A 21,845-nucleotide genomic window follows, 5' to 3' on the forward strand; every position below is an offset into this window, starting at 1 on the left:
GAAGATGCTTTGACCTTATTCTACCGGAATCAAATGCTTGTTTTTCAAGAAATAATCGATTCCCGAATATACCGTAATCGCGGCTGCCACCCAGCTCGCGATGACATCAAACGGAAAATCAATGAAATTGAATGGGAAGTTGTTGATCAATAGCGCGATAATCATCGTAATTTGAATAGCCGTCTTCCATTTGCCCCAAGTGCTGGCAGCCATAACGGAGCCTTCCAGAAGCGCGATCTGGCGAAGACCTGTTACTGCAAACTCCCGGCTGATGATCACGATCGCAATCAATGCGTTCAGTTTGTCCATCTCTACGAGTGAAATCAGTACTGCAGCTACGAGCAGCTTATCTGCCAAAGGATCAAGCAGCTTGCCGAGATTCGTAACGATTTTGTTCTTGCGCGCAATATAGCCGTCTAATCCGTCTGTGCTTGCCGCCACAATAAAAATGAGTGCCGCTGCGATTTGATTGTATGTAATGGAGAAGTCAGAGATGCTGAACGACCCCAAATCCACTTTAATAAGCAGAAAAAACATAATAACCGGCACCAAAAATATTCTGGCTAGTGTAATGCGATTCGCCAGATTCACGCAATTCCCTCCTTAGATCGATCTAACTCATAGGTGTGCGTTACGCGAACCCCTCGTTTGTAAATGAAATCGGCTTTCATTTCCAGCTGCAGACCATTTGATAAGCAGCTTTGAGCAATAGAAATTGTTCTCTCTCTCATCTATGTATTCCCCCAGATCCTTCCGTGAAGCTACCTAACCAAGTATAATACATGCCTTTACACGTGTCAAAAGCGGCTAAAGCCTCAATTTTTATCGGAAGCAGCATCTAAACGAAAAGCCCCGTTTCTCAAAATGCGATGAAACGAAGCTTTTGTTTTATGAGCGATAATTAGTGAATTGAAGCTCTACTGGCAGATCTGCTTCTCTAAGCAGCTTCATCACTGCTTGCAAATCATCGAGGCTTTTGCCTGAAACTCTAATCTGATCGCCTTGGATCAAGCTTTTCACTTTGAGCTTCGAATCGCGAATCAAAATATTGATTTTTTTCGAGACATCCTGCTCAATGCCTTGTCTTAGCTTAATGCGTTGACGGACGGTGTTACCCGATGCGCCTTCGATTTTGCCGTAATCCAAGTTTTTGATCGGAACGCCGCGTTTCACCATTTTGGACAATAGGATGTCAAGCACGTTCTTGAGCTTATAGTCATCCTCGGAAGCGACAACAAGCTCTTCCTTCTCGAGAGCGATGGAGCTCTTGCTGCCTTTAAAATCAAAGCGCGTTTCAATCTCACGCTCAGCTTGCTTAATCGCATTCGCTAGTTCTTGCATATCCACCTTGGATACAATATCAAAAGCATTTTCTGAAGCCATTTCATACCTCTCCTTTGGTACAGTAATCATTTATTCCGTTTTAGGCGTCTCCGTTGGATTTGCTCCATCCGTTGTAGCTGCCTCATCGCCGACTGGCTTTAGCAGCAATTTTTTGGAGCCTGCCCGATCGCCATCAGGCACGGGAACGCCATTTACGGTAATTTCCGTCAAATCAGATCTGCCCACATTGATGTAGATCGGACCTGTAAGATCATAGGTTTCGATAGTGCCATCCTCTGCATTCGCAGAATAAAGCTTCTCTCCCGTATTGCTGCCTGTGCGAACCTCAAGCCAGCTTCGGCCGCCAACCACTTTAACTTCAACCTTATGGGCTACCCCAGCCGGACCAATATCGTATTGATCAGCCTTGCCCACCTTGCTTCCGAACGTAACCGTAGTTGGCGCAACAGTCGGAGTGGGAGAAACGGGTGGTGTACTAGGCTCGTTTTCGCTCCCAGTAGTGTTGTTATTATCCGTATTCTCAGTCGGCGGCTCGGACACTTCTGTAATATTGGTGCTGTTATCTGCTTGTTTCGGATCGCCAGAATCTCTGTTGATCGCATATACCCAAATGACGACAACGATCAAAATAAGAAAGGACCACATCATAACGCTGAAACCGATTTTGCCAAGTCTCTCTGACGATTGAGATTTGACCCTGCGCGGCGCCCTAACGACAAGCGGCTCGGCAATTTGCTCTACCGGCGCAGCAGGCACCTCATGCTGATACAAGCGAAGCACTTCATCCGGATCGAGTCCAACTGCTTCTGCGTAATTTTTCACAAATGCCCGTACATAGAAAGGACCTGGTAAAACCGTATGATCCCCACTCTCAATCGCTTCCAAGTACCGTTTTCTAATTTTTGTCGTTTCTTGAATATCGTCAAGCGTTAAGCCGCGTTGGTCTCTCGCCTTGCGAAGTAGTTCGCCTAAATCAGACATGAGACGGCCTCCTTCCGATTAGAAATCGTCTGTATAGTTAGCTGTGAAAGATTCATAAGAAATTTCCTCATCTGGCGTATTGCGCAATTCTACAATAATGTCAAAATGGCTGTAATCAAAATTGGATTCCTTAATGAATATATCTGGATGTTCAATTACTTTCGTCGATGGCATAGCCATAATCTCTTGCAGCAGGCCGTAGTGCTTTTCATTCGAGCGAATCGTGCTTACGATTCCATCTATTATAAAAATATTGTTAGGCTGCATTTCGTCTTCAGACAGCTGGCTTCTGACCGTTTGCCGAAGCAAAGTAGAGGAAACAAAGGTCCAGCGCTTATTCGAGCATACGCTGCCTGCAATGATGGACTCCGTCTTGCCTACCCGCGGCATCCCTCTTAAACCTATAACCTGATTGCCGTCACGTTTAAACACTTCGCCCAAAAAGTCTACTAAAATACCGAGCTCATCGCGCGTAAAACGGAACGTTTTGCGGTCATCGGAATCACGTTCGATATAGCGTCCATGGCGGACTGCTAAAATATCGACGATGGTAGGCGTTCTCAGCTTGTTTACAGTAATATTATCAACCTTTTGAAGCATTTTGCCAAGCAGCTCGATTTTCTCGTCATCATCGGTCTGAAGAAGCATTCCCCTTGTTCGATCCTCAACGCCGTTGATCGTCATAATATTAACCTCAAGCATACCTAGCAATGAAGCGATATCTCCAAGCAAGCCTGGGCGGTTCTTATGTATTTTGTATTCCATGTACCACTGCTTCGACTCCAAAGCTTTCACCGTCCTAAACCTAATCGTATAGAAGTATGTAAATGATTGAACTGGCCGTCATAAAACATAATTCTACAATTTTCGTCACAATCCTGCAACCCAAAAAGAAACATTGCAGAAAAGCCTCCTAAAGGGAGGCTCTTCTGCTGCTGCTTCTGTTGACGAAATGCCGCCATCGCAAAAAATGGGCTACGATTTTTGGACGAGCTTGACCATCAAGCAGGCTAGCGTCTTGCGTTCAGACTCGTCGCCTGCATCCCAAAGCTCTTTCAATACGCGTTCTTCCTCATTTTTCGGATCAACCTTTTCTTCAAGAAAAGTGCCGATCTCGTAAGCTAAGGAAACAATCGTTTCTTCCGTCATCCCAATTTTTTTCGCTTGTGATACACGGTCTGCCAAAAAATGCTTCCATGTTGCAAAGTTAGAAAGGACAGTCGACATGCTTCTTCGCCTCCTACAGGTATAGAAAAGAATCATCAACAGTCTTATCATGCGTAAAAGCATGTCTAATTATGCAAAGGGGCTTGTCCGCCAAAAAAGGACAGCCGCAAGCTATGTATGCCAGCCGCCATTGGGGCTAATAACTTGTCCAGTTATATACGAAGATTCCGGCAGCGCCAGAAAATATACGAGTGAAGCGATTTCTTCCGTTGAACCAAATCGCCCAACCGGAATTTCCTGCTGCATCGCAGCCTTCTCCTCCGCATTGAAGCTATCCATCATTTCGGTATCCACCGCGCCTGGCGCAACCGCATTTACTGTAACGCCCGTCGGCGCCAGCTCCTTGGCCAGCGCCTTCGTAAAAGCGTTCATTCCGCCTTTTGTTGTGGAATAAAGCACTTCGCAGGATGCTCCCGACATCCCCCAAATGGAGGAAACGTTAATGATGCGGCCATAACGCTGGGCAATCATATTCGGCATGAACAGCTGCGAGCATAAAAACATGCCCTTCAGGTTGACAGCCATCACATCATCCCAATCTTCCTCGGTCACATCCATTAACATGCCGTAATGCGAAATGCCTCCGTTGTTGACTAATATATCCGGAAGCATATTGTGGCTCTCCAGCTTCTCCCGCATCCGCTCAAGCTGCTCCTTGGAGCGCAGGTCGGCAGAGATAGTGAGTACGTTCGCACCAAGCGCCATACAGGTACGTGCCGTCTCGTTTGCCGTCTCATGTGATTGCAAGTAATGAATGACGATGTTGACTCCCTCAGCCGCAAATCGTCTGGCGATTGCTGCTCCGATGCCGCGGCCTCCCCCAGTAATCAGCACCGTCATTTCCTGAAGCGTCTTCATTTTGACGGCTGTTCCACAATAGATACGGATAGCTGATTAAAATCAAAGTGCTCACGAAGACGCTCATTAACCTCGTCAAGCGTGCATTTTTCATAGAAATCAAGCACATCGAACATATCGCTGTCACGGAATCGATATCTCGTAAATTCGCCGGCAATGGCTTCTGGGGAGTTTAACATACGCAAATACCCGCCGATTTTTTTGCGCTTGGCTCTCTCGAACGCAGTTGGTTCAATGCCTTTGGCTAAAATGCCCTCAATAGCTGAACGTATTTGCTTAATCAGCTCATCCGGATTTGGCGTGTCGCCCCCGATAACCGAGAAGGCGTATCCCGTGCTCGAATTGTACTCGTGTCCGAAGGAGTCCGAGATCAGATCATTCTCATAAAGCTGCTGATAGAGCGTAGAGCTCGGTCCGATAAGGGCTTCCAGCATCAGCTTAGTCGTCACCTCTTGGCGAAGCAGCGCTTCACCGGTTAGCCCCGTTTGCTTTTCTTTGAGTCCGAGCATGCATTTTGGCAGTGAAACGGGAAGCTCCGTCACCTTGCGAGCGATCTTGACAGCTTCGGGCTCTTTCTCAAAATATCGCTCGATCGGTCCCTGCGGCTCAAACGATTTGCTATTCTGATTATCGCGCACAAGCTGGAACACTTCTTCCGCCTTCACTCCGCCAACAACAAACAAGATCATATTGGAGGGATGATAAAAGGTTTCGTAGCAGCGATAAAGGGTTTCCTTATCGATTTGCCTGATGGACTCCACCGTTCCGGCGATATCAATATGAACCGGATGCTCATGATAAAGCGCATCAATCAACCCAAAATAAACTCTCCAATCTGGATTGTCACGATACATATTGATTTCTTGCTCGATGATTCCTTTTTCTTTCTCTACATTGGCATCTGTAAAATAAGGATTTTGAACGAAATTGATCAACGTCTCCAAATTGGCGTTGATCTGCTCCGTTGCCGAGAACAAATATACCGTTCTGTCGAAGCTCGTGAAGGCGTTCGCCGAAGCGCCTTGCGATGCAAATACGGCAAATATATCGCCCGTAGGCTCCTCGAACATTTTGTGCTCTAGGAAATGCGCGATGCCGTCAGGCACTTTCACAGGAGGCTGATTGCCAACCGAGAAGCGGTTGTCAACCGAACCATACTTTGTCGAAAATGTCGCATAGGTTTTATTAAAGCCTTCCTTCGGCAGCACGATAACCTCAAGTCCGTTATCAAGCACTTCGCGATACAAGGTTTCCTGTACGTTCGGATAGCTGAGCGTTTGCATTGGTTATGCCTCCTTTCGATCACGCAAAAAGTAAATCGTATCGAGCTGCACGCGCTCCGCAACCTTCACGATATCCTCAGCGGTAACCGCCTGAACCTGCGCAAGCAGCTGCTCTGCACTTCGCTCTTTCCCGGTCAGCACGCTGTTGAAGTCATAGGCGATCATCTCATAAGCGGAATCTTGAAGCTCGCGGAGATGATTCGAAATCATCGCCTTCGTCTGGCTCATCTCAAGTTCCGAAAGCTGGCCTTGCCTCATGCTTTCAAGCTGCTCCTCGATAATGGCGACAGCACGCTCGTAATTTGCGAATTCGATGCCTGATTGAATCGTGCAAAGCCCTTTATGTCCATCTAGCCTTGACGCTGCATAATAGGCCAGACTTTCCTTCTCACGAACGTTCAAGAAAAGCTTCGAATGCGGGTATCCTCCCAAAATGCCGTTGTACATTAAGGCTGCTGGATAAGCGTCGTCGCCATAGCCTACACCGGTGCGAAGTCCCAGGTTCAGCTTGCCTTGGCTTACCTCCATGCGTTCCGTTACTTTCTTCACTTCTTTGACCGCATGCTGGACGTTAGGCACCGTATATGCAGACGGCGTGCCATCCTTCAGCTTGAATGCTTCGGTCACGAGCTGGGTTACTTCCTCAAGCGTCGTATCCCCAACGACATACAGGTCAAGCGCAGCGTTATTCAGCCATTGCTCATAATTCTCAAACAAGGATGCAGGCGTTATCGCATCTATTTCAGATCGTTTGCCTAGGGGATGCAGACGGTAAGGCTCATCTGCGCACATTTCTTCCAAGCAGCGCTCAGCCGCATATCGTATTTTATCGTTCACGATTGCCTCAAGCCGTTTTCTAAGCGTCGTTTTTTCTGCGTCCACATATTTATGATGGAAGCCGTTATCGTCTATGAGCGGATCGGTAAGCACATCTCCCAAGAAATGCAGCGATTCTGCCAGTAGCGAGGTGTTTGATGAGACGAATTCATCGTTGATTACATCCATGCGGAATTGGACGATTTGGGCATCGCCTCTTTTATATACGTCAAAACCGAAGCCTGCGCCATATAAATCGTCAAGCTTCTCACGGAAAGCAATCGTTTCAGGCAAATTAGCAGTGCCTCTTCTGAGCACGAACGGAATGAGCGCAACCGGCGTTACCGTTGCTTCATCAAGCGTAAGTCCCGCAAATAAGGAAATGGCAAACGTTTTAAATCGTTTTGTAGGCAACACATGCAGACGGATGCGCTGCAGCTGCCCTCTTTCGAATTGGGTCACTCGGTTTGCTCCTTTCATCGGTGCGTTATAGAGTAAATCTATTCCAATTGACAAATCACTATACCATTCTAACCTATAGGAAATGGAAGAAGCAACCACTGCTGCGCTAGGCAGTAACGGCTGCTTCCTTTCGTGAAAAACGTATAGTTACATACAGAAAATGTGCTTCCCAATCGTCTTGATCTGCGTCCGAGTCCAAATCCATTTGGAGGTAGCTGTATCCGGATTGAAATAGTAGAGGCAGCCGCCACTTGGGTCCCAGCCATTAATCGCATCCTCAACCGCTTCCCTTGCCTTGGCATTTGGCTTCAGCCAAATTTGACCGTCAGCAACTGCCGTGAAGGCACCGGGCTGGAAAATGACGCCATAGATTGTGTTCGGAAAGCTTTGCGATTTCAGACGGTTAATGATAACAGCCGCAACTGCTACTTGCCCCTCATAAGGCTCGCCGCGCGCTTCGCCGTAAACGGCATTCGCCATAATCTGCAAATCATTATCCGTCAAGCCAAGTCGATTGGACTGCCCGATTGTCGTTTTGTCTCCTGTCGAGCTGGCGGTTTCCTTGCCGCCGCCAGATCCGCCGGAATTAGCTGTAGGCTTCCAGCTTTTTGTAGCTTCCCAAAGCTTTAGCTTTGTTTTTGCTCCGACAACCCCATCCGATTTAAGACCAAACTTCCACTGGAACCATGTTACCGCGTTTTTAGTCGTTGCTCCAAATTTACCGTCTACTGCACCTTTAAAATAACCGAGATGCTTGAGCCGTCCTTGCAATTCATAGACGTCCTGACCAGAGGAGCCTACCGTTAAGGTAGCGTTGCTGAATGTTTCCTTTGTTTCGTTGTGCACACCGCGCATGAACGAAAAGGAGCCGAACAGCAGCAGCACGATAATCGAGGTTACCAAAATTAAACGATTTCTCATGTTGGGATCTGCCTTTCTCTTGCAAGTTAGTTCGCTTAAGGTAGCGTTACCTAACTTTAGTATGAGAAATTCATCCCTCTTCTATGCATTTTATCCTGCTTCGTTCATTCCACGTAAATTATGAGCTGACTCTGCCGGCTTGGAATTCGTCCATCGTAATCAGAACTTCCCTAGGCTTGCTTCCTTCATATGGCCCCACTATAGAGCGTGCCTCCATTTGGTCGATTAGCCTTGCAGCTCTTGTGTAGCCGATCCGCATGCGTCGCTGCAGCAAGGAAACTGAAGCTTGCTTCGCTTCCAAAATAATTTGCACCGCTTGATCGTAAAGCTCATCAACCGCCTCATTGCCCTCTGCCGACTCTTCCTCGACCTCTGGCACAAGATCTTCTTTATATTCCGCTTCCGCTTGGCCGCGCGCGTAATTAACGAGCGTCTCCACTTCCTGATCCGATAGAAAAGCGCCCTGTACCCGAATCGGCTTGGACATCCCTACTGGCAAGAAGAGCATATCCCCGCGGCCAAGCAGCTTCTCTGCCCCTACCATGTCGAGAATCGTGCGTGAATCCACCTGCGAAGAAACGCCAAAAGCAATACGTGAAGGAATATTTGCTTTGATGACGCCTGTAATAACATCAACTGACGGCCGCTGCGTCGCAATGATGAGATGAATGCCCGCAGCACGTGCCATTTGGGCAAGCCGTGCGATGGAATCCTCCACGTCATTTGCGGCTACCATCATAAGATCCGCAAGCTCGTCCACAATAACGACGATATAAGGGAGAACAGCGGCTGGATTGTCAGCCATCAACGTATTGTAGCCTTCAATGTTGCGCGTTGCCGACTTGGAGAACAGCTCATAGCGGCTCTCCATCTCGACGACGATCTTCTTCAAAGCGAGCGAAGCCCGCTTAGGATTCGTCACGACGGGAGCAAGCAAATGAGGAATGCCATTGTACACGTTGAGTTCAACCATCTTCGGGTCAATCATAAGAAACTTTACTTCATCAGGCGCAGCCTTATACAAAATGCTTGTAATAATACCGTTGATACAAACCGATTTACCGGAACCTGTAGCACCAGCTACGAGCAGATGGGGCATTTTCGCTAAATTGCCCACAATCGTCTGACCGGAAATATCACGGCCGAATGCGATAGACAATTTGGAAGCAGCATTTTGGAAGGTAGCTGTCTCCATAACCTCGCGCATCGTAACGACGGATACTTCCATGTTCGGAACTTCTATGCCGATCGCTGATTTCCCCGGAATTGGGGCTTCCATCCGAATATCCTTTGCGGCTAACGCAAGGGCGATATCATCGGTGAGGCTTACGATCCGACTCACTTTTACGCCGGTAGCAGGCTGTACCTCATAGCGCGTCACCGCGGGGCCTCTAACGACATCGAGAACCTTCGCACGAACGCCAAAGCTTTCGAGCGTCGCCTCCAGCTTGCGGCGAGAGTCGTACATATCAGAAGCATCTGCGCTTTTGCCAAGTAAATTAGGCTTCGTAAGCAGCGAAAACGGAGGCAGCAGATATGGCTTCACCGTACTTGGCTCTGCTTCAGCTATCGGAAGCCTTGGTATCGGCTGCGCTGCGCTCTCGTCTATCACTAATGCTTCTGAAGCCTCGGAGGCTTCGCTTGAGAGCGAATCTGGATTAAGAAGCTCTGCCTCGTCCTCAAGCTTGCTCTCATCGGAATCATCAGCCACCTCGGAGGGACCAAGCTCTTGAATTGGCCACGATTCGTTCCATTCTTCCTCATTAGGCGGTGCTGGAAGCTCGGGATCGATGATTAAGCCATTCTCTGAATTTTCCCAAGGAACAGCATGCTCCTGAATAGATTGGGTATGTAGCGGTTCTGAATGTAAGTCTTCGCCAGATTTCTCCCATGGCGGATCGAGATCATTTTGCCAAGCTGGCTTGCTGTTTGTTCGCGCTTCAATGCTATTGGGCTCGAACACCCACTCATCCTGCTCGTCTTCCTTCTTGCCTTGTTCCTCGGTATTGCTTTCTTGTCTCCAAGAGAAAAACAAGGATCTCTTCTTTTTGGGAGGAGACACGACATAGCCTTCATGATCATCATCTATCGTGTCATCATCATCAGCATCGACTTGATCTACATTCACCGCAGATGCCGCAGAAGCACGCCTAGCTGCCTGTTTCGCCCATTTTGCTCCTAGCAATTTAAACATGCGGGTTGCACGCGAGCTTACCAATCTGCCTAATTCCACATACGACTTCCCTGTCATCAGCATAATGGAAATGGCGAACATGACGAACATAATCAGCTTTGCGCCGTAATAGCCAAACAAAGAGAAAAATAACGAGTATTGAATGGCTCCGACGTAACCGCCGCTTATTTCTTTGTCTCTAATGGGCAAATCGTTTGCAGCTGGAACACTAATTAAGGATAGCTGTAAATCGCTGCTAAGCTGCCTAAAAATCGTCGTGCCGGTCAAATCAACCGTGGGGCTTAGCTTCTGCTCGATTTCGGAGATCGAGCTCATCAGCGTAAAAGCAAGCACCAAAATAAACAATCCCGTCCGTCTATTCGTCCAGCCTCTTGGCCAAGCCCGTTTAATCATGACAGTTAGTCCAATAACGATGCCAATTAATGCAAGCACAAAATAAAACTTGCCGAGCACAAGCCCAAATAGCTTGGATAACGAGCGCCCGACAGCCGCTTCACCGGATAATGCAATAATGGAGATTGTAATAAGCAATATGCCGTATACTTCGTATTTTAAGTTTGTGCCAATTGTTTTTTTTCGTCTTCTTTTCTTTGCCAAATCCGTCACCTCTGGTAAAAGATTATACCATAGGTGGGCAAATGTTCCTATGAGACATTCGTACGAACATCCGTTTGCAGTTAATGGTAATGGACAATTGTGCCGGGCATCAAATTCGGATTCAAATAATCGTCAAGACCGCATTCGATAAGACGGACGATTTTCCCCATTCCGGGCGCAACCGGCATGACCTGCATTTTAACCCCGTTTGCCCAGACCTCCTGCACCTTTTCCACTTCATTATGAATTCCTTCCATCACTAATTCGAGCGGCATATTCGTATAAAGTGTCATTGGCTGGTCACCTCTACCCTTCCGAGCTTAGATGCCTCGATGCGCCGGTTTAATTCCTTAAGCGCTTCACCAAGGCCCCCGACCGCATCAATTAATCCATGCTTCACCGCATCAGAGCCAATAACTGTCGTTCCAATATCCCGTGTAAGCTCGCCCGTCTTGAACATCAGCTCCTTGAAGATGTGCTCTGACACGTTGGAGTGCGATGTGACAAACCGGACGACACGCTCCTGCATTTTATCCAAATATTCGAACGTTTGCGGCACCCCGATAACTAATCCGTTTAACCGGATAGGATGAATCGTCATCGTCGCTGTTTCTGCAATAAATGACATATCGCCAGCTACTGCGATCGGAACGCCGATGGAATGCCCTCCCCCCAGTACTAGCGTCACTGTCGGCTTAGATAAGGATGAGATCATTTCGGCTATCGCAAGTCCCGCTTCTACGTCACCGCCAACTGTATTCAGAACGATAAACACGCCTTCAACTTTATGGTTTTGTTCTGCTGCCACTAATTGCGGAATAAGATGCTCGTACTTCGTCGTTTTATTTTGCGGCGGCAGCACAAGATGTCCCTCCACCTGCCCAATGATGGTCATGCAAAAAATGTTCGACTCATTAAGCGCCGGTACTGCAGTCTGGCCAAGCTGTTGAATTGTGTCGACGACTGGGTTAACTTTTCTTTTTTCATCTGCATTTGGTTCCTGCTGTTCAGCCGATAAATCCGTGTGTAGTTGCGAGCTCATGTACAATCCCCCTCTAAATGAAATAATGCTTGTCATAGTATGAGGTCTGGCGCCGAATTTATACAATTACAGTCAAGAATCGCTATAAAGCACAAAAAAAGAGAACCGCCTGCGTCCGCCGCGGCAAGTGCGGAATGGACAAGCGATTCTCTTCATTATTTAATTTAATTATACTTCCATAATGATTGGCAAAATCATTGGGCGACGACGAGTTTGCTCGTACAAAAAGCGGCCAAGCGCATCTTTCACGTTCGTTTTGAGTGAAGCCCACTCATTCACTTTATCGTTCATGAGGCGTGTTAGCGTTGATGTAACGATACGATTTGCTTCATCCAGTAGACCCTCGGATTCGCGAACATAAACGAAACCGCGAGAAATAATGTCCGGGCCTGACAAGATCGCGCCATCCTGCTTGCTAAGTGTAACAACGACGACCAAGATGCCATCTTGCGATAACAGCTTGCGGTCGCGAAGTACGATGTTCCCGACATCGCCAACACCCAAACCATCGATCAATACGTTGCCGGCTTGTACTTTAGAGCCCTTGCGGCCGCTGCCGTTCTGGAACTCTACTGTGTCGCCGTTATCGATTACAAAAATATTTTCTCGTTCGATTCCAATCGCTTCACCAAGCTTCGCGTGCTGGCGAAGCATCCGGTATTCACCGTGAATAGGAATGAAGTATTTTGGCTTAATCAAGTTAAGCATAAGCTTCAATTCTTCTTGGCTGCCGTGGCCGGATACGTGAACGCCCGATACTGAGCCGTTTCCGTAAATAACATTTGCGCCTAAGCGGAATAATTCATCCACGGTACGTCCCACATATCTCTCGTTGCCCGGAATTGGCGTTGCGGCGATGATAACGGTATCGCCAGGCAAAATATCAACCTTGCGGTGTGTGGAGCGCGCCATGCGCGTAAGCGCCGACATCGGTTCGCCTTGACTGCCTGTACACAAAATGACAACGCGATCCGCAGCCAATTTGTTTACTTCCTCCGGTTCGATGATCATGCCTTCCGGAATGTTCAAGTAACCAAGATCGGAAGCGATGCCAACTACGTTCACCATGCTGCGGCCTACAACAGCAATTTTGCGTTTCGTAGCGATTGCAGCATTAATGATTTGTTGGATCCGGTGTACGTTCGATGCGAATGTTGCGACAACAACGCGTTGAGACGACTTCCGGAATATATCTTCAAGATTGTCGCCTACCTGAGCTTCAGACGGCGTATATCCAGGACGTTCTGCATTTGTACTATCCGACAATAACGCCAACACGCCGCGTTTTCCGATTTCGGCGATACGCTGCAAATCAGCGAATTGCTCGTTAACCGGTGTATGGTCGAATTTAAAGTCACCCGTATGAACGACAGTTCCTTCTGGAGTATCCAAGCTGACACCAACAGAATCAGGAATACTGTGGTTCGTTCTAAAGAAGGATGCACGAATGGTGCCGAGCTGAATTTCGCTGTCTGCGTTGATGAGAATACGTTTCGTTTCTCCGAGCAATCCAGCTTCCTTCAGTTTACCTTCAATTAGGCCAAGTGTTAGTTTAGTAGCATATAAAGGTACATTTAAGCTTTTCAGCACATATGGCAAACCGCCGATGTGATCCTCATGTCCATGGGTAATAATAATTCCGCGAACCTTGTCGCGATTTTCCGTTAAGTATGAAATATCCGGAATGACGATATCAATACCGAGCATGTCCTCTTCTGGAAACTTCAAGCCCGAGTCAACAACAACAATGTCATTGTTATACTGGATGACGTACATATTTTTTCCGATTTCGCCTACTCCGCCTAGTGCAAAAATGAGCAGTTTATCCTGGTTGTTCTTCTTAGACAAGTGTATCTTTCCTCCTTAAAATTTTGCGAAGCAAAATGTGCCTCGTAATCATTTTCATAAATTTTTACGAAGCAGAATGGCTTCGTGAACATTTTTGTGAAATTTTGCGAAGCATAAAGGCTTCGTAATATTAAATTATTGCGAAGCAAAAAATGGCTTCGTAAGTATGGTCTGAATATGGAAAAGCAGAATTGCTCCGTACAGTCCCATTTGGTGTTGTAATGCCGAAGCATATTACACCTATGCCCTGTTATCGTCAGATGCCGCTCTGACGTCAAGTTCATTTCCAAATATTTGCCGCACCCAGTCACTTGAAATCATTATACATGAAGAAAAAGCTGGAATACAAGTGAAACCCGATAAAGCTATTATCCAATATGCTTCCCAAAAAAATAAAACCGATGCTGGATGCACCGGCTGCAATCAACGAAAACGTCTATTTATACGAGTAAATTGCGTAAGAATGCGGCTTCTGCCTCGTTCACTGTAACAAGCGGCAGCCTAACTCCGCCTACTGAAAATGCTTTTAATCCGAGCGCAAATTTTACGGCAACGGGATTAGGTACAGGATGAGGACAGAAGAATAACCCTTTGAAAATCGGATGCAAACGTCCATTTAGGCGCGCAGCCTCCTGAACGTTGCCGCTTGTGTACGCTTGGATCAGCTCTTTCATCTCGGCTCCGACAATGTGGCTTGCTACACTAATAGTACCGTACCCGCCAATAGCTAGGGCAGGCAAAGTTGCGCTATCATCTCCGGTATACACTTTGAAATCAGCGGGAGCGCCGCTTATAATTTGAGTCAATTGATCTGTTGATGCGCAGTCCTTCGTAGCGATAATATTATCGATTTGCGCTAAACGAAGCGTCGTTTCAGCGGATAGGTTCACGCCTGTGCGACCTTCAACGTTATACAAAATAATAGGCAGAGCGGTTGCTTCCGCAATTGCTTTGAAATGTTGATAAAGTCCCTCTTGGTTAGGACGGTTGTAATAAGGAGCAACAAGCAATACAGCGTCAACACCCGCAGCTTCTGCCTCTTTTGTCAAATGGATGGAATGGGCCGTGTTGTTGCTCCCTGTACCGGCAATAATCTTGCAACGACCATTCGCATGCTTGACTGCAAATCGGAACAGCTCCAGCTTCTCTTCATCGGACAGCGTCGGCGATTCGCCAGTAGTGCCTGAAACGACAAGACTATCGCTTTGCTGATCCTCAATTAAATAATCAATCAATCGGCCTGTCGTATGCCAATCAATATGACCGTCCGCGTCGAATGGGGTTACCATTGCGGTAATTAATCTGCCAAATTCCATCTGAATTCCTCCCAAAAGTGTTGCTCTCTATCGATGAAGCTCGAACTTCGCGTGGAGAGAACGAAGCGCTTCCGCCATATCCGCTTCACGTACGAGCACCCAAATCGTAGTATTAGAATCGGCCGATTGCATGATGGAGATCCCTTGTTCCGTCAGCGCTTCCACAATGCGCGCCATAACGCCAGGTTCTCCATTCATTCCTCCGCCAATTACGGATACCTTTGCACAGCCGTTAATCGCTGAAGGAGCGAAACCACTCTCCTTCAACACTTCAACTGCACGCATGGCATCATGATCAAATACGGTATAAATAGCGCCGCTAGGCGTGACATTAATAAAATCGACGCTGATGCGATGCTTAGCCATCGATTGAAATACTTGCAGTTGAACATCATTACGGCCTTCAATCGCCTTGACCGAAATTTGTGTAATGCCAGAAACATGGGCAATTCCAGTTACATGTCGATCCTTAACAGACAGAGCTGCTTTCAGCTCGGCCGAATCGGTTACAAGCGTCCCCGTCTCATTAGAAAAGGTGGATCGTACTCGAAGAGGTATGCGAGCTTGCTGCGCAATCTCAACCGCGCGTGGATGTATCACCTTGGCGCCTTGCCTTGCCATATTGCATATCTCAGCATAGCTGACGACAGGAAGCGGCTTTGCTTCCTCCACAATGCGTGGATCAGCCGTCAATATTCCATTCACGTCTGTATAGATATCAACCATTTCGGCACGCAGCGCTGCACCGAGTGCAGTCGCAGAAGTATCGCTTCCGCCGCGACCGAGAGTAGTCGTATCGCCCTGTGCCGTGCTACCTTGAAAGCCTGTTACAATGACGACCGTACCTGCATGCAAGTGACTGAGTACCTTATCTGGACGAATCTCTTTAATTCGGGCTTGACCATATTGTTCGTCAGTAATCATGCCCGCCTGTCCGCCGGTTAAAACGGCGGAAGGAATGCCGCGTGCATTGAGCAAGCTGCATAAAGCGGCTGCGGATATCATTTCTCCGCAGCCTAACAGCATATCCCGTTCACGCGCCGGCAGTCTGTCGCCATTGTCACGAATAAGCTGGAGCAGCGTATCCGTAGCGTAAGGATCACCCTTACGGCCCATAGCCGATACAACAACGACAACAGCGAAGCCATTACTGCGTTCTCTACTAATGTGATGGATAACGTGTTCCCTGGCATGATCGGTTGATAGAGAGGTGCCCCCGAATTTTTGAATCAGGATGCGCATATGTTTATCCTCCGTGATCGATCCCGGGAGGAAGCAGCCGAATACCCTTACTTAATAAATGAACCGTTTGCGATGTGTTCGGCGATTTGAACAGCATTCCATGCTGCTCCTTTAAGCAGGTTGTCTGAGACGATCCACATATTAAGTCCGCGTTCAGAACCAAGATCACGTCTCAAGCGACCGACGAATACATCCGGCTTGCCGGCTGCATCAGTCGCAAGAGGGTACTGCTGATTAGCAGGATCATCTACGAGCGTAATGCCCGGCGCGTCTGCTAACAGCTGCTTAACCTCTTCCAAATCGTAGTCGTTTTTAAGCTCAACATATAGGGATTCCGAGTGACCGTAAACGACAGGAATACGCACGCAAGTAGCTGTAACCTGAATGGATTCGTCACCCATAATTTTTTTCGTTTCGCGAACCATTTTCATTTCCTCGAGCGTATAGCCGTTCTCTTGGAATTTGTCGATTTGCGGAATTGCATTAAATGCGATTTGATGCTTGACTGGCAATGCACCAACCGGAAGAATAGCTGGATTGACAGCCTCGCCATTCAACGCTGCTTGCGTTTGACGCAGCATTTCATCTATTGCACGACTTCCTGCACCAGATACCGCTTGATAAGTGGAAACGATGATGCGGGAAATGCCATAACGGTCTTGAAGCGGCTTAAGCGCTGTAACCATCTGAATAGTCGAACAATTCGGATTAGCGATTATGCCCTTATGCTCGCTAACCTTCTCGATGTTCACTTCTGGAACAACGAGAGGAGTATGCTCATCCATCCGATAAGCGTTCGTATTATCGATACAAATCGCGCCATGCTCAACCGCATGCGGTGCCAGCGCCTTAGTAACGTCGCCGCCTGCACTAAATAGAGCAATTTCAATGCCTTTGAAGCTATCCGGCGTGGCTTCCTCAACCGTCAGCTCTTGGCTTTTGAATGTAATTTTTGTGCCTGCCGAACGAGCAGACGATAATAGCTTAAGCTCATTGATCGGGAAGTTTCTAGAATCAAGTAATTTTAGTATTTGTTCCCCTACTGCGCCTGTTGCACCAACTACTGCAACATTGAACAATTTTTGATTCGACATCTGCTGTCGTCTCCCCTCTATCCGTGTGTCATGAATGACGTTCGACTAGCAGAGGCTGAAGCTGTTTTCCTTGAAGGGCAGCTTCACATGCTTCCAAGACCAAATCCATTCTTGCAACCAGCGAGTTAGGCTTCTGCACAGGGTTATCTTGGCCGAACGGCACGAAATAAATATGTTTAGCCACTAGCAGCTTCGCTATGTTAGCGGCATTTAAACCAAGTCCATCATTGGTAGAAATAGCGAGCACAAGCGGACGACCATTGCGCATTTGCGCCTTGGCAGCCATAAGCACCGCGCTGTCTGTTATCGCATTCGCCAATCGACTCGTTGTGTTGCCTGTGCAAGGCGCTATGACAAGAACATCCAGCAGCTTTGAAGGACCAAGCGGCTCTGCCTGCACAATCGTCGATATAAGCTCATTTCCTGTAATAGCCTTTAGCTGCGCTTGCCAATCCTCGGACTTTCCGAATCGAGTATCCGTGGTCATAAGCGTATTCGAAACGATCGGCACCACGTTGGCACCCGCATCGACGAACCGCTTAATTTCTGGCATAACTTCAGCAAACGTGCAGTGTGAACCTGATAAAGCATAGCCTACTGTAATTCCAGACCAATTCATATCCCATTCCCCCGCTTAATCGTATCGTCCAAAATCAACTGTGTTAAGCAATCCGCCATGATACGTCCAGCTGTTTTGGGTGCGACGATACCGGGTAGTCCGGGTGCGAGCATCGCTTTAATTCCCCGCTTCTCTGCAAAGCGGAAATCAGTGCCGCCAGGCTTCGATGCGAGGTCGATTATTACGGCCCGCGAAGGTAAATTTGCGATAATTTGCGCTGTGACTATCATAGTCGGAATTGTATTAAAAAGCAAGTCAATATTGCTTACATGCTGCAACAAACCACTGATGTAGAAAGGCTCAAACCCCATTTCTGAAGCCCTTGCGAATTGCTCCGAACGCCGTACCCCAACCTTCACTTTCGATCCTAAACCTTGAAGTGTACGCGCCATCGTGAAGCCCGTTCTACCGAATCCGAGCACCATGGAGGACGAACCATGAATCGTAATATCCGTATTCTGAATCGCCATCATCAAAGCGCCTTCCGCTGTCGGTATCGAGTTGTATATAGCGACATCATCACGGTCAAAAAGCTCAACGAGCGATAGGGATTGCTGCTCGCATAGCTGGCGCAAATAGGGTTTGGCCATCCCTGTATACACCGTACAGTGCTTTGGCAGCTTAGACAAATGGCTATCTGTCAGCTGCATTTGTCGATCGCTGAAAACGGCATGGATCATTCCTTGATCATCGGTGCCTACCGCAGGCAGCAGCAGCGCATCGACTCCTTCGAACAGCTGTTCCTCGAACTCCGCTTGCACGGCACCGTCCAATGACGAATGCAATCCGTCAAAACCTGAGACCGTGACGACAGCATCAAGCTCTGTCAGCTTGCGTATGACCTCAAGCTGTCTTGCATCACCGCCAAGCAACAGCACTTGAACGCCTGTTAGCATTAAGCTTCACTCCTTTCTTGCTACTAGCTCATGATTATCTTATGCTTGCGCCCAGAGCGGGGTGAAAAATAAAAAAAAGATCGGGCAAATGACCCGATCTTTTTCTTTAACAACGATATGCAGTTAAGGCCCTACACGCCTGTATGGCCGAACCCGCCTGTGCCTCGTGCCGTGTCCTGCAGTTCTGCTGCTTCAACAATCGTAACTTCAGGCACTAGCTGGAACACCATTTGGGCGATCCGTTCGCCACGCGTAATGGTAAAGGGCTCTTGCCCTAAATTAATTAGAAGCACTTTAACCTCACCGCGGTAATCCGCATCAATTGTTCCAGGAGAATTCAAGCAAGTAATGCCATGCTTGTATGCAAGGCCGCTCCGCGGTCTAATTTGCGCTTCCAGTTCACCGGGCATAGCCATAGCAAATCCGGTCGGTATAAGCTTACGCTCGCCTGGCGCTAATACGATAGGTTCGCCTACAGCTGCCTGCAGATCAAAGCCTGCTGCCCATTCGGACATTTTACGCGGAATCGCAATATCTTCATTTCCTTCCAATCGTTTAAACTGTACTTGGTACAAATTGATTCCTCCCCAATTGCGCTGCTGCCTTGTCGTTTGAGCCAACCATCGCAACGGAGAAAGGAACAGAAAGCATACGCTTCGTCACTTCAACTACATGCGGCATTTCTACAGAATCAATACGCTTTAGTAGCTCATCCAGCGTATAATGGTAGCCTAGCATTAGCTCGTTTTTGCCTAAACGGTTCATCCGGCTGCTTGTGCTCTCTAAGCTTAGGATCAGGCTTCCCTTCAACTGCTCCTTGCCGCGATGCAGCTCATCCTCGCCCAGCCCTTTGACGGATAGCTCGTTAAGCTGCTCCATCGTCAAATCAAGCACTTCTTTGGTTTGCTTCGGTGCCGTACCGGCATAGAGCGTGAATAAGCCTGTATCCGCATAGGATGTATGGTAGGAATAAACGGAATAAGCTAGACCGCGCTTCTCCCTAATTTCTTGGAAAAGTCTTGAGCTCATTCCGCCGCCCAGCGCATTATTCAGTAAAATCATCGCATACAAATGAGAGTCGGTGATGGAACAGCCCGGAAATGAGATGCAGAGATGATTTTGTTCGGTTTTCTTCTTGTAAAACAAATAATCACCGTGGAACGTCGGCGGAGCAACGATTGCGGAAGCAGGCTTGCTGTTCGTAAAGCCGCCAAAATATTTTTCCAACAATTCGAGCAATCCTTGCTCTTCCACATTGCCAGCTACGCTGATGACTGTATTCTCAAGCGTGTAAGTGTCATTCATATACCCGCGAAGCGTATCCGATGTCATCGCTGTCAAGCGATCCTCTAGTCCCAGAATCGAATAAGCTAACGGATGATCTCCAAACGCAGCACGTGATGCTTCATCATGCACCTTGTCATCCGGCGTATCCTCGTACATCGAAATTTCTTCAAGAATGACATTCTTTTCCTTCGCAAGCTCATCCGGATCAAGCTGGGAGTTGAAGAACATATCCGAGAGCGCATCAACCGCAAGCGGCAAATGCTCATCAAGCACCTTGGCGAAATAACAAGTATATTCCTTTGAAGTAAACGCATTGACATTACCGCCAATGCCGTCAAATAAATCTGCGATATCCTTAGACGTGCGTTTCTCTGTCCCTTTGAAGAGCATGTGCTCGATGAAATGCGAAATACCGTTATTTTCCGGCGTCTCGTTGCGCGAGCCCGTTTTGACCCAGATCCCAAACGATACGGATCTTACGGTCGGAATGTATTCCACTACAACTCGTAATCCATTGCTAAGGGTATATTTGTTCACCTGTAGTCCTCCTTATGTTCAGTGCGGCAAAGCAGCCTTTTACACGTTGTTGATACGATTGGCCGAACTAAACTGACTTCGTATGCATGTGTATTTAAACATGAATGTTTTTACTATAGCAGAATCAGTCAGCACCCTCAACAGCGGGGGGCGTGCGTTTGGAAGAAAGCGTCTCGCTAACCGTTCCGATTGCATATCCCTTCGCCTTGGCAGAAGCAATCATGCCTGCAAGCGCATCACGCGAGGATGCGGTAGGATGCATCAATATTAAAGCTCCCGGCTCCAGCTTCAACGATATTTTACGAACAATCGAATCAGCCGGTGGCTTTTGCCAATCAACCGTATCGATTGTCCAAAGCACTGTTTTTAAGCCCTGCTCCTCTGCAATTTGAATGGTAGCTTGATTAAAGGAGCCAGACGGTGGAGCAAACCATTTGTTATTCACTTTTAATGTGGATTTCAGCAGCGCCTCGGTTTTTGAAATTTGATTGTATTGGTCCTGCCTGCTTAACGCTCTCATATCCGGATGCGTATACGCATGATTGGACATCTCATGCCCTTCGGACTGAATTCGATTTGCAATCTCCGCATTTTTCTTAAGCCAGCTGCCATCCAGAAAAAAGGTCGCTTTCACATTTTCACGTTTAAGTGTATTTAATATAGAGTCTATGTATTCATTGCCCCAGGCTACATTAATCATGAAGGAAATCATCATTTTATTCGAATTGCCTCTATAGATCGGATGAGGCCCAAGATCGTTAAGCTTAATCTTTGGCTCTACTTCCTTGAATACATATGGAATCGTATTTGCGGAAGGTGCGAGCAATGCCGCATCCAGCGTTTTCTCAATATCGACTTCCAATCCGTTATATCCAGGGATGGCTTTCCATACACGGTCAATCCGCGCATCGATTGGAGCAATTCTACGCTTATTCGCTTCTTCCGATATCATCGTCAGCAGCCTTTGCCGCTCCTCTGTGGAAGAAACAAGCTCTGCAGATACAGCGTTGGCATCGCCATATTTCAATGAGGCAAGATATTGCGACACATCACTATTTATGCTCACAAAAACGATCAACATGAGCATACTCGCTGCAATCGTGGCAGCTTTTCTCACCGACATATTTCCCACTCCTATAAACAGCATCACATGCCTTCTAAGCTTGACCTTATTGAAGCATGTTAATCCATGTTTATGAAAAGAAGGACAAGATTATGCAGATGGAAAACAATGACGGCCTTATCTGGGCTAAAACGAAAAACAAAAAGAGACAGATCAAA

At 47.5% G+C, this 21,845-nt stretch carries 22 protein-coding genes; all 22 read right to left on the reverse strand.

The features are described 5' to 3' along the window. Window positions 1-15 precede the first annotated feature (15 nt). The 22 genes from pgsA to HI950_RS06250 all read right to left on the reverse strand — a co-directional run bounded on the left by pgsA (window position 16) and on the right by HI950_RS06250 (window position 21,687). Window positions 16-591 carry a CDP-diacylglycerol--glycerol-3-phosphate 3-phosphatidyltransferase gene (gene pgsA / locus HI950_RS06145; protein WP_169083019.1) on the reverse strand — a complete coding sequence of 192 codons (576 nt, stop codon included), beginning with the start codon at window positions 589-591 and terminating at the stop codon, window positions 16-18. Then, on the reverse strand, window positions 588-731 hold the full coding sequence (locus tag HI950_RS06150; protein WP_169083020.1) for a hypothetical protein: 144 nt from the start codon (window positions 729-731) through the stop codon (window positions 588-590). The genes pgsA and HI950_RS06150 overlap by 4 nt, the downstream gene beginning before the upstream one ends. A gap of 157 nt (window positions 732-888) precedes the next feature. Then, window positions 889-1,383: a YajQ family cyclic di-GMP-binding protein gene (locus tag HI950_RS06155; protein ID WP_053375785.1), complete on the reverse strand. Its 495-nt coding sequence runs from the start codon at window positions 1,381-1,383 to the stop codon at window positions 889-891. Window positions 1,384-1,413: 30 nt separating this feature from the next. After that, window positions 1,414-2,325 (reverse strand): helix-turn-helix domain-containing protein, encoded by a 912-nt coding sequence (locus HI950_RS06160; RefSeq protein ID WP_169083021.1) that lies wholly within the window; start codon window positions 2,323-2,325, stop codon window positions 1,414-1,416. An 18-nt stretch (window positions 2,326-2,343) separates the two neighbouring features. Further along, window positions 2,344-3,111 (reverse strand): DUF3388 domain-containing protein, encoded by a 768-nt coding sequence (locus HI950_RS06165; RefSeq protein ID WP_138751528.1) that lies wholly within the window; start codon window positions 3,109-3,111, stop codon window positions 2,344-2,346. 189 nt (window positions 3,112-3,300) lie between these two features. Next, window positions 3,301-3,552, reverse strand: coding sequence for a DUF3243 domain-containing protein (locus HI950_RS06170; protein ID WP_169083022.1), 252 nt, complete (start codon window positions 3,550-3,552; stop codon window positions 3,301-3,303). 111 nt (window positions 3,553-3,663) lie between these two features. Continuing rightward, the gene (gene ymfI, locus HI950_RS06175; RefSeq protein ID WP_169083023.1) at window positions 3,664-4,410 is read right to left on the reverse strand and encodes an elongation factor P 5-aminopentanone reductase; all 747 of its coding nucleotides are present in this window, start codon (window positions 4,408-4,410) and stop codon (window positions 3,664-3,666) included. Further along, a complete protein-coding gene (gene yfmH, locus HI950_RS06180) occupies window positions 4,407-5,693 on the reverse strand; it encodes an EF-P 5-aminopentanol modification-associated protein YfmH (RefSeq protein WP_169083024.1) in 1,287 nt (428 codons plus the stop codon). The genes ymfI and yfmH overlap by 4 nt, the downstream gene beginning before the upstream one ends. Before the next feature lie 3 nt (window positions 5,694-5,696). After that, the gene (gene yfmF, locus HI950_RS06185) at window positions 5,697-6,989 is read right to left on the reverse strand and encodes an EF-P 5-aminopentanol modification-associated protein YfmF (RefSeq protein ID WP_169083476.1); all 1,293 of its coding nucleotides are present in this window, start codon (window positions 6,987-6,989) and stop codon (window positions 5,697-5,699) included. Window positions 6,990-7,118: 129 nt separating this feature from the next. Then, window positions 7,119-7,892, reverse strand: a complete 774-nt coding sequence (gene sleB / locus HI950_RS06190) for a spore cortex-lytic enzyme (protein ID WP_169083025.1) — start codon at window positions 7,890-7,892, stop codon at window positions 7,119-7,121. Window positions 7,893-8,010: 118 nt separating this feature from the next. After that, a complete protein-coding gene (locus HI950_RS06195; RefSeq protein WP_169083026.1) occupies window positions 8,011-10,683 on the reverse strand; it encodes an FtsK/SpoIIIE family DNA translocase in 2,673 nt (890 codons plus the stop codon). 80 nt (window positions 10,684-10,763) lie between these two features. Continuing rightward, a complete protein-coding gene (locus HI950_RS06200; RefSeq protein ID WP_169083027.1) occupies window positions 10,764-10,976 on the reverse strand; it encodes a YlzJ-like family protein in 213 nt (70 codons plus the stop codon). Beyond that, on the reverse strand, window positions 10,973-11,725 hold the full coding sequence (locus tag HI950_RS06205) for a ClpP family protease (protein ID WP_169083028.1): 753 nt from the start codon (window positions 11,723-11,725) through the stop codon (window positions 10,973-10,975). The genes HI950_RS06200 and HI950_RS06205 overlap by 4 nt, the downstream gene beginning before the upstream one ends. A gap of 168 nt (window positions 11,726-11,893) precedes the next feature. Continuing rightward, entirely contained in the window at window positions 11,894-13,573 is a 1,680-nt protein-coding gene (locus tag HI950_RS06210; protein ID WP_053375776.1) for a ribonuclease J, read from the reverse strand. A gap of 440 nt (window positions 13,574-14,013) precedes the next feature. Then, window positions 14,014-14,889: a 4-hydroxy-tetrahydrodipicolinate synthase gene (gene dapA, locus HI950_RS06215; RefSeq protein ID WP_169083029.1), complete on the reverse strand. Its 876-nt coding sequence runs from the start codon at window positions 14,887-14,889 to the stop codon at window positions 14,014-14,016. A 27-nt stretch (window positions 14,890-14,916) separates the two neighbouring features. Next, entirely contained in the window at window positions 14,917-16,131 is a 1,215-nt protein-coding gene (gene dapG / locus HI950_RS06220) for an aspartate kinase (protein ID WP_169083030.1), read from the reverse strand. Window positions 16,132-16,178: 47 nt separating this feature from the next. Next, on the reverse strand, window positions 16,179-17,225 hold the full coding sequence (locus HI950_RS06225) for an aspartate-semialdehyde dehydrogenase (protein ID WP_169083031.1): 1,047 nt from the start codon (window positions 17,223-17,225) through the stop codon (window positions 16,179-16,181). 28 nt (window positions 17,226-17,253) lie between these two features. Then, window positions 17,254-17,844 carry a dipicolinate synthase subunit B gene (locus HI950_RS06230; protein ID WP_053375771.1) on the reverse strand — a complete coding sequence of 197 codons (591 nt, stop codon included), beginning with the start codon at window positions 17,842-17,844 and terminating at the stop codon, window positions 17,254-17,256. Further along, window positions 17,841-18,740 carry a dipicolinate synthase subunit DpsA gene (gene dpsA / locus HI950_RS06235; RefSeq protein ID WP_169083032.1) on the reverse strand — a complete coding sequence of 300 codons (900 nt, stop codon included), beginning with the start codon at window positions 18,738-18,740 and terminating at the stop codon, window positions 17,841-17,843. The genes HI950_RS06230 and dpsA overlap by 4 nt, the downstream gene beginning before the upstream one ends. 131 nt (window positions 18,741-18,871) lie before the next feature. After that, a complete protein-coding gene (gene dut, locus HI950_RS06240) occupies window positions 18,872-19,315 on the reverse strand; it encodes a dUTP diphosphatase (protein WP_169083033.1) in 444 nt (147 codons plus the stop codon). After that, entirely contained in the window at window positions 19,296-20,564 is a 1,269-nt protein-coding gene (locus tag HI950_RS06245) for a M16 family metallopeptidase (protein ID WP_169083034.1), read from the reverse strand. The genes dut and HI950_RS06245 overlap by 20 nt, the downstream gene beginning before the upstream one ends. Before the next feature lie 124 nt (window positions 20,565-20,688). Beyond that, on the reverse strand, window positions 20,689-21,687 hold the full coding sequence (locus HI950_RS06250; RefSeq protein WP_169083035.1) for a polysaccharide deacetylase family protein: 999 nt from the start codon (window positions 21,685-21,687) through the stop codon (window positions 20,689-20,691). Window positions 21,688-21,845 lie beyond the last annotated feature (158 nt).

This window comes from Paenibacillus sp. PL91, from assembly GCF_012935325.2.
Taxonomy (GTDB): Bacteria; Bacillota; Bacilli; order Paenibacillales; family Paenibacillaceae; genus Pristimantibacillus.

Excerpts from the sequence above, each read along its gene's own strand:
- HI950_RS06150 (WP_169083020.1), bottom strand. The coding sequence starts at position 731 with ATGAGAGAGAGAACAATTTCTATTGCTCAAAGCTGCTTATCAAATGGT.
- HI950_RS06155 (WP_053375785.1), bottom strand. The coding sequence starts at position 1,383 with ATGGCTTCAGAAAATGCTTTTGATATTGTATCCAAGGTGGATATGCAA.
- HI950_RS06160 (WP_169083021.1), bottom strand. The coding sequence starts at position 2,325 with ATGTCTGATTTAGGCGAACTACTTCGCAAGGCGAGAGACCAACGCGGC.
- HI950_RS06170 (WP_169083022.1), bottom strand. The coding sequence starts at position 3,552 with ATGTCGACTGTCCTTTCTAACTTTGCAACATGGAAGCATTTTTTGGCA.
- ymfI (WP_169083023.1), bottom strand. The coding sequence starts at position 4,410 with ATGAAGACGCTTCAGGAAATGACGGTGCTGATTACTGGGGGAGGCCGC.
- yfmH (WP_169083024.1), bottom strand. The coding sequence starts at position 5,693 with ATGCAAACGCTCAGCTATCCGAACGTACAGGAAACCTTGTATCGCGAA.
- yfmF (WP_169083476.1), bottom strand. The coding sequence starts at position 6,989 with ATGAAAGGAGCAAACCGAGTGACCCAATTCGAAAGAGGGCAGCTGCAG.
- sleB (WP_169083025.1), bottom strand. The coding sequence starts at position 7,892 with ATGAGAAATCGTTTAATTTTGGTAACCTCGATTATCGTGCTGCTGCTG.
- HI950_RS06200 (WP_169083027.1), bottom strand. The coding sequence starts at position 10,976 with ATGACACTTTATACGAATATGCCGCTCGAATTAGTGATGGAAGGAATT.
- HI950_RS06205 (WP_169083028.1), bottom strand. The coding sequence starts at position 11,725 with ATGAGCTCGCAACTACACACGGATTTATCGGCTGAACAGCAGGAACCA.
- dapA (WP_169083029.1), bottom strand. The coding sequence starts at position 14,889 with ATGGAATTTGGCAGATTAATTACCGCAATGGTAACCCCATTCGACGCG.
- dapG (WP_169083030.1), bottom strand. The coding sequence starts at position 16,131 with ATGCGCATCCTGATTCAAAAATTCGGGGGCACCTCTCTATCAACCGAT.
- HI950_RS06225 (WP_169083031.1), bottom strand. The coding sequence starts at position 17,225 with ATGTCGAATCAAAAATTGTTCAATGTTGCAGTAGTTGGTGCAACAGGC.
- HI950_RS06230 (WP_053375771.1), bottom strand. The coding sequence starts at position 17,844 with ATGAATTGGTCTGGAATTACAGTAGGCTATGCTTTATCAGGTTCACAC.
- dpsA (WP_169083032.1), bottom strand. The coding sequence starts at position 18,740 with ATGCTAACAGGCGTTCAAGTGCTGTTGCTTGGCGGTGATGCAAGACAG.
- HI950_RS06250 (WP_169083035.1), bottom strand. The coding sequence starts at position 21,687 with ATGTCGGTGAGAAAAGCTGCCACGATTGCAGCGAGTATGCTCATGTTG.